Below are 12,365 nucleotides of genomic sequence, written 5' to 3' on the forward strand. Positions count from 1 at the left end.
GACGATGTAGTCCGGTTGCCGCCTCGGGCGTGTCCCGGCGTGGCCAGATCCCATGGAGGGACCTAGCGATGGCACAGGAAGAAGTCGTCGACGTACTCGTCGCAGGAACAGGCGCGGCCGGGCTCAGCGCGGCTATCGCCGCGGCCGACGCCGGGGCCAAGGTGCTGGTCGTGGAGTCCGCCGACCGCTGGGGCGGCACTACCATGCGCAGCGGCGGCGGCCTGTGGCTGCCGGTCAACCCGGTGATGCGGCGCGCCGGGATCGCCGACTCCCGCGAGGAGGCCCTGACGTACCTGCAGGAGGCGATCGGCGACGTCGGCCCCGCCAGCTCGACCGCGCGCCGGGAGGCTTTCGTCGACACCGTCGACGAGCTCGTCACCGCACTGGAGCGGCACGGGATGCGCTGGTCGGCCGCGAAGAAGTACCCCGACTACTACCCGGAGCGGCCGGGCGGCAAGATCGGCCGCTCGATCGAGCCCAAGCCGTACGACACGAAGCGGCTCGGCGGCTGGCTCGACAGGTCCCGGGTCAAGGACGGCGTGCCGCTCGCCGTCCTGAACGACGACTTCTACGAGCTGAACCGGGCCTGGTCCACGGCGTCGGGCTTCGTCCGCGGCGCACGGCTGGTGTTCCGCGTACTGGGCGGCCTGGTCACCGGCAAGAAGCTGGTCGGCATGGGCGCGGCCCTCGCCTGCTCGCTCATGGAGATCGTGCGGGAGCAGGGCACCGAGGTGCGGCTGGGCACGCCGCTGGTCGAGCTGCTCGTGGAGGACGGCGCGGTGACCGGCGCCGTCGTCGACTCGCCGCAGGGCCGCCGCACCATCCGCGCGCGGGGCGGCGTCGTCCTGGGCGCGGGCGGGTTCGCCCACCGGACCGAGTGGCGCCAGAAGCACCACGGCGTCCCCGGGTGGAGCGCGGCCTCCGAGGACGACCAGGGCACGGCCATCGAGGCCGGGGCCGACGCCGGCGGCGCGCTCGCGCTCATGGACGACGCCTGGTGGGGCGCCGGTGTGGACAACCACGGCGAGGGCATGCACGGCTTCGTGCTGACCGAGCGGTCCATGCCCTACTCGATAGTGGTGGACTCCTCGGGTGCCCGGTACGTCAACGAGTCCACGAGCTACATCGACTTCGGCCACGCCATGCTGGAGCGCGACAAGGAGGTGCCGGCGATCCCGTCCTGGGTGGTGATGGACGTCCGGGCGCGGCGCCGCTACCTCAACACGTCGCTCCTGATGGGCCGCAAGGAGAACGTGGCGAACGGCACCCTGGTGTTCGCGGACACGCTCGAGGAGCTGGCCGGCAAGCTCGGCCTGGACCCCGCCACGTTCCGCGACACGGTCCAGCGGTTCAACGGGTTCGCCCGCACCGGAAAGGACCTCGACTTCGGCCGCGGCGACTCCGCCTACGACCGCTACTACGCCGACCCCACCGTGCGGCCCAACCCGAACCTCGCGCCCATCGAGCGCGGCCCGTTCTCGGCGCTCCGGATCGTGCCCGGCGACCTCGGTACCAAGGGCGGGCTGCTCACCGACGAGCACGCGCGCGTCCTGCGCGAGGACGGCACCGCGATCCCGGGCCTGTACGCGGCGGGCAACACGACGGCGTCGGTCATGGGGCGCACGTATCCCGGCCCGGGCTCGACGATCGGCCCGGCGGCGGTGTTCGGCTGGATCGGCGGCGTTCACGCGGCGGGCCGCCGCGGCTAGGGGCAGCCTGACGAACTGTCGGTGCCGAACGTAGGCGCGGTCGCTCTATGAGCCCTGATCGAGCGACCATGCCTACGTTCGACGCCAGGCGTCCGGCTAAGCGGTGCGCGGCGCGGGCGGGATGCGGACCTCTATGCCCAGGAGCTCCCAGCTGCGGGTCGCCTTGCGTACCCGGTCGGCCTCCCCGGCCTGCGACAGCCCGCCGGCCACCATCGCCACCGCGAGCAGCAGGTCGTCCGGCGTCGTCCCGGCCGGGACCTCGCCCGCCGCGATCGCGCCCGCGAGCCGTGTCCCCAGCGCGACGGCGACCCGCTCGCCCTGGGCGACCACGCGCCCGTCGGGCACACCCGAGCGGACCAGGTCCACGAACCCGACCGAGTCGACGGCGTGCCGCGTGACCAGCCCGAGCAGGTCGGGTAGCTCGACGCCGGGGGTCGCGGCGAGCTCCTCGACCGCGACGACCTGCTCCTCGAAGACCGCGACCACGAGGTCCAGCCGGTCCGGGAAGTGCCGGTAGAGGCTGCCCTGCCCGACGCCCGCGCGCTTGGCCACCGCGCTCAGCGGCGCGCCGGTCCCGACGGACCCGAAGACCTCGCGGGCGGCCTCGAGCAGGGCCGCGCGGTTGCCCGCCGCGGCACGGGGACCGAGGTTCGGCGCTCCCCCGCGACGCGCTGGAGTGCGGGGAACGTCACCGCGTCGAGGGTCGCGCAGAACACCGGTCATGGGGCTATCCTAGATACCGGACAGCGCTGTCCGGTACCCACCCCGTCCCAGGAGCACACCATGGCACTGACCGTTCACTCCACCGTCGGCGAGTGGCTCGACCACCCCGTCGGCGGCCGGATCCTCTCCGGCTTCCTCGCGCAGGGCGGGGCAACGCCGGACTCGCTCGCCCCCGCCCGAGGCCTGCCGCTCGGACAGCTCGTCGCACTGTCCGGCGGCAAGTTCCCCGCCGAGGCGCTCGACGGGCTGATCGCCGCGTACCGGGAGGCCGCGCCCGAGGAGGCCGCCCAGGCGGACGCCGAGGGCGAGCAGCCGACCGGCTGGGTCGAGGAGATCACTCCCGGCCGCTTCGCCGGCCAGACCGTCATCGTCACCGGCGCGGCCTCCGGCATCGGCCGAGCCGTCGCGTCCCGCGTGGCGCGTGAGGGCGGGCGCGTGATCGCCGCCGACATCTCCAAGGAGAAGCTCGACGAGCTCGCCGCCGCCCTGACCGGCCTCGGGGCAGACATCGTCACCGTCGCCGGCGACATCTCCGACCAGGACGACGTCGCCCGGATCGTCCTCGCCGCGGGCGACCGCGTGGACGCGCTGGCCAACGTCGCCGGGATCATGGACGACATGTCCGCGATCCACGAGGTCAGCGACACCATCTGGGAGCGGGTGCTGCGCGTGAACCTCGAGGGCACCATGCGGCTCACCCGCGCCGTCGTGCCGAGCATGCTCGAGGCGAAGGAGGGGCGCATCGTCAACGTCGCCTCCGAGGCCGGGCTGCGCGGCTCGGCCGCCGGCGTCGCCTACACCGCGTCGAAGCACGCGGTGGTCGGCCTGACCAAGTCGAACGCCGTGATGTACGCAAAGAGCGGCATCCGGACCAACGCCGTGGCGCCCGGCGGCGTCGCCACCGGCATCCCCGTGCCCGGCCAGGCCGAGTTCGGTGCGCAGGTACTGCGCCCGTACCAGGGCAACATCCCGAGCCTGGCCACGGCGGAGGGGCTCGCCGCCTCGATCACCTTCCTCCTGTCGAAGGACTCGGTGAACCTCAACGGCGCGATCATCGCCTCGGACGGCGGCTGGTCCGCCGTCTGACCGTCCGCCCTCAGGTGGCCGACGGCGCCCCCGCCGTCGGCCACTCGACGACGTCGGCCTCCCAGGTGTCGGGAAGGCCGATGCGCCAGAGCGGCCGCACCAGGAACAGTGCGAGGAACAGCAAGGTCCAGACGGCGGAGAACACCCACATCGCGGCGCCGATCCCCAGGTTCGCGAGCAGCAGGCTACCCACGAGCGGCGCGGTGGGCAGGGCCACCAGACCGGTGAGCCCCACAGTCGCGGACATCCGGCCCTGCATGTGCCCCGGGGTGATCGCTGTTACGTAGGAGAGCAGCCCGGCGTTGAGCGCGGGGGCGAAGAGCATCATCCCGGCCAGCGCCGCGACGAAGCCCCAGAACGTCGGGAAGAGTGCCATCGCCACGACGGCCACCCCGGAGACCCCGAGTGCCATGACCGTCAGAGCGCCCACGCGAACCCTCTTGATGAGCATGCCCGCGAGGACCGACCCCGTCAGCACCCCCACCCCGACCGCGGTGTTGATGAGGCCGATGAGCACCGGGGTCGTGCCAATGCTCACCAGGTGCAGGTTGATTGCCACCATCATGCCGTTGAGCACGATGTTGACCAGCATGAACACCCAGATCATCGTGCGCAGCAGCGGCAGGCTGAAGACGTAGCGCAGCCCCTCCTTGAGGGACGCGAGCGGATGTTCCGCCCTCGCTGCCACGAGATCACCATTGAGCGGCTCCCGCACCAGGGACGTGGCCACGACCGACACCAGCCGCCCCGCCGCGGACACGACAAACGGCAGCACGGCACTCATGCCGTAGAGCAGTCCGCCGATCGGCCCCTGGAGCAGGGTGGCCGCGGCATCGCGTCCCTGCGCCACGGACATCGCCTGCCCCAGCTGCTCCTTGGGCACCACGGCGTGCAGGGCGGCCGTCCCGGCCGGGTCCATGAGCGAGCCCACCATGGACGACACGAACAGCGCGGCGGCCAGGTGCGGCGCGGTGATCGAGAGTCCGTCGACCAGCCCCGCGACCACCACGCTGAGCCAGGCGAGCGCCGCGACGGTGCTGCCGGTCATGATGAGCCGGCGGCGGTCCACCCGGTCCACGATCACACCGGCCGGCAGTGTCATGAGTACCGATCCGAGCTGGCCGACGAACGAGATCACACCCGCCTGCACGACCGACCCCGTGATCCCGTAGGCGGCCAGGGGAACGGCGAAGGCACCGACCGCGGCGCCGACGTCCTCTGCCGTCGCCCCGGTCAGCAGCAGGCGGTAGGACCGGTTCTTCCAGAGCCCCGTCACCGCCGTCGTGGGAGCCTCGCCAGTCGCCTGATCCGTCGTCTCGTCGGTCGTCATGGCGTCACCCTAGATTCCGCAACCACTGTTGCGCAATAACAGTTGCGCATCTTCTCTTGCGGAATATTGCTAACCTGGAGCGATGGCATCGAAGGAGCCCCTCCGGATCACCGAGCCGGAGACCATGCGGGCGCTGGCACACCCGCTGCGGCAGCGGATCATGGTCGAGCTCAACGTTCGGGAGCACGCCCGCGCGGCCGACCTCGCCAGGTCGCTAGGGGAGCCGGCGAACTCGATCAGCTTCCACCTGCGGGTGCTCGCGAAGCACCACTTCATCGAGGAGGCGCCGGACCTCGCGCGGGACAAGCGTGACCGGGTGTGGCGGCCGCTCGTCGAGCGCTTTCTCGTCGAGGGCAACGTCGGGTTCGAGGAGCAGATGATCGACCCGCACCTGCGCTGGATGCGTGGCATGTTCCTCCGGGACCGCGATGCGCCGGGGGACAAGGACGACTTCAACCAGGGCACGGCGAGCGGCGCGTTCTTCACGCGCGACGAAGCCGAGGAGATGACGGCGGAGGTCTTCGCCGTGATGGAGAAGTGGTGGGACAAGACCGGCGCCGCCAAACGTGCCGACCCCGACGACCCGGAGCGGAAGTACTACCAGATCCTGTTCGCCGTCGGCCCGCGCGACCTGGCGGCCGAACCGGCGTCGAAGGGCTGAGGCCGACGACGTCCGGCCGCCACACTCCACGGGGCGACTGCAGGTCTGCGGGGTGTGTTGCTCTACGTAGACGATGTCTACTGAGAGCAACGCACCCCGCAGACGTGGGTCCTACCCAAGGCCTCGGTGCGAGCGCTACTCCAGGGCGTCGGCCGCCCAGGTGTCCGGCTTGCCGATCCGCATCAGGGGCCGCACGAAGCAGAGGGCGACCAGCACGCACGCCATGCCTGCCACCATCACCCACAGCGTGGTGCCGATGCCGTAGCCCTCCAGGAGCGCGCTGCCCAGGACGGGGGCGGCCGGCGCGGCGATCAGCCCCGTCAGTCCGAGCAGCGACATCGCCCGGCCCATCATCCGGTCCGGGATGATCACCGTGAGATAGCCCGTGAAGCCCGCGTTGAGCGCCGGGTAGAGGAACACGCCGGCCGCCAGCATCGAGACGAACACCCAGTACGTCGGCGCGAGCGCCATGACGACCAGCGCGACGACGAGCAGGCCGATGGTCAGGACCCCGAAGCGGCCCACGCGCGAGCGCTGCACGATCGGCCCGGCGACGATCGCGCCCGCCAGCATGCTGACGCCGGCGCACGCGTCCACCAGGCCGATGAGCCGCGGGTCGGTGCCGGTGCGCACCAGCTCCAGGTTGATCGCGACGATCAGCGCGATCGAGGTGAGGTTCAGCAGCGTGATCAGCACGAGCACCGCCCGGAACAGCTGTACGGCGCCCACGAAGCGCAGGCCGTCGCGCAGGTCGGCCAGCGGGTGCGTCTGCCCGGTCCGCTCGCCGTTGAGCGGCTTGCGCACGAACGAGATCGCCACCACCTCGATCGCGTGCCCCACCACGGACGCCACGAACGGCACGACGTGCGCCATGCCGTACAGGAACCCGCCGACGGGGCCCGCGAACAGAGCCACCGCCGCCATCCGCCCCTGGTTTACGGCCATCGCGTTCGCCATCTGGGCAGCGGGGACGACGGCGCGCAGCGCGCCGCCCGACGCCGGGTTCACGAACGCGCTCACCATCGAGGAGCCGAAGAGCACCACCGCCAGGTGCCAGGCGCTGAGCGCCCCCGTCAGCCCGGCCGCGACGACGGTCGCCCACAGCGCCGTGCCCGTCGCGGCGGCGACCAGCAGGAGCAGACGGCGGTTGACCCGGTCCGCGACGACTCCGGCGGGCAGCGTGGCGAGCAGCGCACCGGCCTGACCGACGCCGCTGATCAGACCCGCCTGCCCCACCGAGCCCGTGACCTCGAACGCCAGGAGCGGCACCGCGAACGTGCCGACGCCGGCGCCGATCGCCTGCGAGAACCGCCCGGTCGTCAGCAGCAGGTAGGCGCTGTTACGCCGGAGCGGGACGTCCGGCGTCGGCGCGGTCCCTGCTCCCGGTGTCGCAGCGGTCGGAGTATCTACGGTCGGCGTCTCGGCGGTCACGCGGCACAACGTAGCGGTCAGGCGTGTCGTGTGGGTGAAATGTCCGCAACCACGCGGGCGGGTCGGTCTCTACGAACCGACCGTCGGGAGGTAGTAGAGGCCGGCGCCGCGACGATTCGGCCGCGACGGCTCGATCAGCCCTTGATCTTCGAGGCTCCTGAGGAGCCGGCCCATGTTGGTCGGATGCGCACTCAGGAGCGATCCCAGCTCTGTCGAGCTGATGCGGCCCCGGGCACGGACGTAGCTCAGCGCTACCGATTCCCGACGTGGCCTGGCACGCCGCGGCGCGCGCGATCCGTACCCGCTGTCGAGCGCCTTGCGCGCACCCTCAGCCAAGGCCCAGGCCTCGGACATGCCGTCGGGGACGCCGTCCACGGGAGCGATCACCGCTGAGCCCGCGACAGTCAACCCAAGGAGCTCCTCAACCACGGGTAGAGCCTCCCCCTCCGACACCTGAAGCGACGTGGCGAGTGTTGCCAGGTCGACCCATCCCCACCGGGTCAAGAGGTCGAGTGCCATCAGGCGTCGCAGGTTGCGTGGGGTACCTGGGTCACTGAACGCGGCGAGCCACGTCATCCAGCCCTCGTCGACCGTCTCGGCGATCAGCGAGACAACCACTGTCGGCGACGGTGTCTCCGTGATCTCGGGTCGCGGATAACCAAGGCGAAGCATGTCAGTGACCATGCGGTCGACACCGATTCCCTCCCGCTCGGCCACGCGGATGGCCGCGAGCAGCTCAGTCAGTGCGGTATTCCTGGACCGGGAGGGGTGATTGATGATGTTGTCCGAAGTGACGCCGCCGAAGAACGCTCCAGGGCTCGTCACCTTGAGGCCGTTTCCCAGGTGCTCCACGACCGTGAGGTCATCGACTCCCCACTCCCGGTGTGCCACACCGTTCACCACCGCCTCACGCAGTGTCCGCTCGGGGATCCGGCGCGTCTGCCCGATGGCGAGCCCCTGACTCACGTGGACCATCGGATTGTGGGCGCGCGCGGTGCTGAAGACCGCCTGCAGCTCCTCGACCAGCGAGAGTCCCGCGTCACGGACCCGGTCCGTGCTGTCCGCTCCGGCCCGGTCGCGCCGGATGTAGTCGATCGCTGGAATGCCCCTTCCGACGAAGACAAGGAACGCCGCGTTCGTGAGATACCCGTCTCCGGTCACGGCGTTGAGGCGACGAAGGAGGTCAGGCGTCGCCGCCTCGGCGAGGTCGTTCGCGCTCGAGTCGACCGACTCACGCAAGAAGGTCCGTACGATCTCCACCGCCGTAGGACGTGCCGACTCACTCGGCACGTTGCTCGGCTGTGCGGACCAATCGACCAGGAGCCCATGCGCGCGGCGCTCATGCCACGTTGCCGCGTCGATCTCGACGCACCGGTCTGCCACCCGCCAGCTGATCCGGTCGTTCCATCGAACAGGCTCGATCGCTTCCACGACCCGCACCGCGAGAAGTCGCGATCCCCGGACGAAGACGTCTCTCACGTCGACGGTGATCCGCCGCTGCGTCAGCTCGAAGATGCGGGCGCGCAGCCACTCCGGGTCGAGCTGGGTCCCGATGAGCGTGGAGTCGTCCGCGACGCCGACAAGCAGTGCCCCACCACCAGGAGTGTTCGCCATACAGGCGCACTCTCCCGCCAGCGCTCGCGCCGCCACGTCGTTGCGCGCCGACCCAGGCAGAACGACACCGCCCGGACCACGTCGACCCGCCTCTTCCTTGAGATCCAGCCGCTGATGCTCGACCACCGCGCCGCCGTCCGCCAGAATCGCCAGCGCGTCCTGCAGTGCCTCCACCACGGGATCCGGACCATAAAGTGTTGCCATGGTGCGAGCCTACGCCCGCGGTACAATTTATTCCCGAATTAATTGTACCTGGAGCCTCCGAGCGCACCGGACGACACATTCCGGGACGTCGGCGTACCGTCGCGCCTTACGCCAGGAGCTCAGCGCCCGATTGAGGCCTTGCGGCCCGTCAGGGACAGGCCCTCGCGGGCGATGCGGCCCACGGTCTCGACGAGGAGCGCGCGCTCCGCGACCTTGATCCGCTCGGTCAGGGTCGGCTCGTCGTCGTTGTCGAAGACCGGCACCGCCGTCTGGGCGATGATCGGGCCGGTGTCCACGCCGTCGTCCACCAGGTGCACCGTGCAGCCGGTGACCTTGACGCCGTGGGCGAGGGCGTCGCGCACGCCGTGCGCGCCCGGGAAGCTCGGCAGGAGGGCCGGGTGCGTGTTGATCATCCGCCCCTCGAACCGGCGCACGACGCTCGGGGCGAGGATGCGCATGAACCCCGCCAGGACCAGGTAGTCGGGCTGGAACACCGAGACGGCTTCGAGCACGCCGTCGTTCCAGGCCGCGCGGTCGTCGAAGTCCTTCATGGAGACGACGGCGGACGCCACCCCCGCGTCGTGGGCCAGGTCCAGCGCGCCCGCCGTCGGCCGGTCCGTCACGACGCCGACCACGCGCGCGCCGTAGGCCGCATCACCGTGCGCTGCCAGGAGCGCCGCCAGGTTGGATCCGCCGCCCGAGGCGAGCACCACCAGGCGCTTGGCGGAACTGGACTCGACGGGGTGACCGGAGGGCGTCTGCACGGGCTTCAGCCTACTTTCTCGGACCGTCCTCGCGTGCGTCGTCGGTCGGCTCGACAACCGACTCGTCGATTCGCTCGTAGGCGAGCTCCGGATCCGGACCGGCGTCCGACGCCGCATCGGCGGCCCCGTCCGACACGGCATCGGCAGCCGTCTTCGATCCTCCGGACGGCTCGTCGTCGGGCACGCCCGCGGCGTCGTCGAACCCGAGCTCGGACGCCAGGTCCGGCGACGGGTCGTCCAGGTCGGCGTCGGGCCGCATTGGGGCCGGACGGCGCAGCCACGCCACCAGGTCGTCCCCGATCTCGCCGCGCCGCGCCACCACGTCGAGCTTGGCGCTGAGCAGTACCGCCGCCGCTCCCCCGCCGACCTCGGCGGACACCAGGCCTGCGGTCACGAGCGGGTTCGCGCCGATGTCGGACAGACGGCCCGGGCCACCCGCACCCGCCGCGACCCACTGGCCCAGCAGCACGAGGATGCCGGGGGCGGCCACTATCCCGCCGAGCACCCAGCCGACGTCGGACCACCGGACCAGCGAGGGCTCCAGCCGCCGCCATGCGAACAGGCCCGCCGCCACACCGCAGGCGACCACGAGCAGGGGCGCCCAGGCGCTGACCGGGTTCGCCCAGTCCTCCCCGGGCAGCGACCCGAGGAGCGGGATCGCGGGCAGCGGCCCGGAGACCGTGCCGAACGGCGTGAAGCTGGTCCCCTCGCCGACGGCGAAGCCCGGCCCGGCGAGCCAGGAGACCGCCCACAGCACGAGGTTGGGCAGCAGCGCGAGCTGCGCGACGGCGAACACGATCCCGCCGGTCCAGCCCGGTTCGAGAGCGGTGACGATGTCCGACGACGTCGCGCGCCCCGCCACCGCCCACGCGCCCACGAGGAGCGCCGCCCCGCCGACCAGCAGCGCGACGACGACCGCGCCACCCCGCAGCCCGAGCCGCAGCGTCGCGGGGACCAGGTCGACGCCGGTGAGCCGGTAGGCCAGCGCCTCGGATCGCTCCCCGAGCTCTGCCACGGTCGGCGCGTCCGGGCGGGCCAGGATGCCCAGCGCCATGCCGAGCCCGCCCATGACCGCGCCGGCCAGGGGCGCCAGGGCGAGCGACCAGCCGGGTGCGCTGCCCGCGAGGGCCGCCACCGCCGTCGTGCACAGGGCGTAGGTGACCGTACCCGCGGCCCAGGCGCGGGTCGAGGTGGTGGCGAACCGCTTGGCCGAGGCGTACGTGGCGAAGAGCGCGAGGGCCGAGATGCCGAGCGGCGCGAGGGAGACGGTCACGGCGTCGGCGGTGAGCGGGACGCCGTGGCCGAGCAGCCAGATGCCCATCGCGACGTCGATGGCGGAGCGCACCTGGGCGCCGTCGTCCGGGGCGTCCGCGGCGGAAGCCAGGGTGGCCGTGCCCACGAGGTAGGCGACCACCGCGGGGAGCACCACGACGGCGAGCGACAGGACCAGGGCCTGAGCCGCCGAGAGCACGCCGGCGACGATGTGCGAGAGCGCGGGCGGCTCCTGCTCGGGGGCGGACGGCTCCTCGACCAGGCGGCCACGGCGGGCGGACGGCCGGCTGCCCGCCGGGCGGCCCGTCCGGGCGCCGGAGGTGCGGGTGGCCGAGCTCGGGCGGGGTGGTGCGCTCACAGACCCATCCTCACCCGTCCGGAGCCGTCACCCGGGGGACCTGCCTCGGCGTGGCCCGGGTGAACTTCGGGAAAAATCACTGCCGAGCATGGTGCTCAGCGAGAGATCTGGTGTAGAAGGCGCGATTCGCGAACCGGAACCCGGTGACGAAGCTGAGGGGGCTCGCACGCAGACGACTTCGGTCGGTTGTCTTGAGCTCGGTCCATTGTTGGACCGATCTCAAGACAACCGACCGAAGTCGATGTGCTCGGTCGGTTGCCCGACCGAACGGCCACCTCCCGACGGAGGTGTCAGAGGGACTGCAGGATCTCCCGCATGAGGTCGGCGGTCTCGGACGGCGTCTTGCCGACCTTGACGCCGACGGCCTCCAGGGCCTCCTTCTTCGCGGCGGCGGTACCGGCCGAGCCGGACACGATCGCGCCGGCGTGACCCATCGTCTTGCCCTCGGGGGCGGTGAAGCCCGCGACGTACCCGACGACCGGCTTGGTGACGTGCGCCTTGATGTACTCGGCCGCACGCTCCTCGGCGTCGCCGCCGATCTCGCCGATCATCACGATCGCCTTGGTCTCCGGGTCGTTCTCGAAGGCCTCGAGCGCGTCGATGTGCGTGGTGCCGACGATCGGGTCGCCGCCGATGCCGATGGCGGTCGAGAAGCCGAAGTCCTTCAGCTCGTACATCATCTGGTAGGTCAGCGTGCCCGACTTCGACACGAGACCGACCGGGCCCTTGCCCGTGATGGTGTGCGGGGTGATGCCGGCCAGCGACTCGCCCGGGGTGATGATGCCGGGGCAGTTCGGCCCGATCATCCGGGTCTCCTTGCCCTGCAGGTAGGCCCACACCTCGGCGGTGTCCTGCACGGGCACGCCCTCGGTGATGACCACGAGCAGGCCGATGCCCGCGTCGATGGCCTCGATGGCCGCGTCCTTGGTGAAGGCCGGGGGCACGAAGACGACGGAGACGTCAGCGCCCGTCTCGGCCATGGCCTCCTTGACGGTGCCGTACACGGGGAGCGTCACGTCGGCGCCCGAGGCGTCCTTGTGCGTCACCGTCGTGCCGGCCTTGCGGGCGTTCACGCCGCCGACGATCTGCGCGCCGGAGTCGAGCATCAGGGCGGTGTGCTTGGCACCCATGCCACCCGTGATGCCCTGGACGATGATCTTCGAGTCCTGGTTCAGGTAGATCGACATTGTCTTCTGGTCTCTGCTTTCGAAGT

Annotated in this window: 10 protein-coding genes; 3 read left to right on the plus strand and 7 right to left on the minus strand. The window is 71.5% G+C overall.

Annotated elements, in window-relative coordinates; all coding sequences use genetic code 11:
• The first annotated feature begins 68 nt into the window (after positions 1-68).
• The gene (locus tag C8K30_RS06990) at positions 69-1,709 is read left to right on the plus strand and encodes an FAD-dependent oxidoreductase (protein WP_108492169.1); all 1,641 of its coding nucleotides are present in this window, start codon (positions 69-71) and stop codon (positions 1,707-1,709) included.
• A gap of 96 nt (positions 1,710-1,805) precedes the next feature.
• On the opposite strand, the gene C8K30_RS31610 is transcribed toward C8K30_RS06990, so the two are convergent.
• Complete coding sequence (locus tag C8K30_RS31610; RefSeq protein WP_108492170.1) at positions 1,806-2,432, minus strand: TetR/AcrR family transcriptional regulator; 627 nt, start codon at positions 2,430-2,432, stop codon at positions 1,806-1,808.
• 60 nt (positions 2,433-2,492) lie between these two features.
• Here C8K30_RS31610 and C8K30_RS07000 point away from each other — a divergent pair, with 60 nt between their 5' ends.
• Positions 2,493-3,518 (plus strand): SDR family NAD(P)-dependent oxidoreductase, encoded by a 1,026-nt coding sequence (locus tag C8K30_RS07000; RefSeq protein ID WP_108492171.1) that lies wholly within the window; start codon positions 2,493-2,495, stop codon positions 3,516-3,518.
• A 10-nt stretch (positions 3,519-3,528) separates the two neighbouring features.
• On the opposite strand, the gene C8K30_RS07005 is transcribed toward C8K30_RS07000, so the two are convergent.
• Positions 3,529-4,848, minus strand: a complete 1,320-nt coding sequence (locus C8K30_RS07005; protein ID WP_108492172.1) for an MFS transporter — start codon at positions 4,846-4,848, stop codon at positions 3,529-3,531.
• A gap of 82 nt (positions 4,849-4,930) precedes the next feature.
• On the opposite strand from C8K30_RS07005, the gene C8K30_RS07010 reads away from it, so the two are divergent.
• Positions 4,931-5,509: a helix-turn-helix transcriptional regulator gene (locus C8K30_RS07010; RefSeq protein ID WP_108492173.1), complete on the plus strand. Its 579-nt coding sequence runs from the start codon at positions 4,931-4,933 to the stop codon at positions 5,507-5,509.
• 135 nt (positions 5,510-5,644) lie between these two features.
• On the opposite strand, the gene C8K30_RS07015 is transcribed toward C8K30_RS07010, so the two are convergent.
• From C8K30_RS07015 to sucD, 5 genes are all read right to left on the minus strand, one after another.
• Entirely contained in the window at positions 5,645-6,940 is a 1,296-nt protein-coding gene (locus C8K30_RS07015; protein WP_233257032.1) for an MFS transporter, read from the minus strand.
• A gap of 69 nt (positions 6,941-7,009) precedes the next feature.
• Positions 7,010-8,758, minus strand: coding sequence for an ATP-binding protein (locus C8K30_RS07020; RefSeq protein ID WP_108492175.1), 1,749 nt, complete (start codon positions 8,756-8,758; stop codon positions 7,010-7,012).
• A gap of 119 nt (positions 8,759-8,877) precedes the next feature.
• Positions 8,878-9,522 (minus strand): phosphoribosylglycinamide formyltransferase, encoded by a 645-nt coding sequence (purN, locus tag C8K30_RS07025; RefSeq protein WP_108492176.1) that lies wholly within the window; start codon positions 9,520-9,522, stop codon positions 8,878-8,880.
• Positions 9,523-9,532: 10 nt separating this feature from the next.
• Positions 9,533-11,152 carry a DUF6350 family protein gene (locus C8K30_RS07030; protein WP_199230384.1) on the minus strand — a complete coding sequence of 540 codons (1,620 nt, stop codon included), beginning with the start codon at positions 11,150-11,152 and terminating at the stop codon, positions 9,533-9,535.
• A gap of 290 nt (positions 11,153-11,442) precedes the next feature.
• A complete protein-coding gene (sucD, locus tag C8K30_RS07035) occupies positions 11,443-12,339 on the minus strand; it encodes a succinate--CoA ligase subunit alpha (protein WP_108492177.1) in 897 nt (298 codons plus the stop codon).
• Positions 12,340-12,365: the final 26 nt, after the last annotated feature.

The organism is Promicromonospora sp. AC04, from assembly GCF_003058225.1.
Lineage (GTDB): Bacteria > Actinomycetota > Actinomycetes > Actinomycetales > Cellulomonadaceae > Promicromonospora.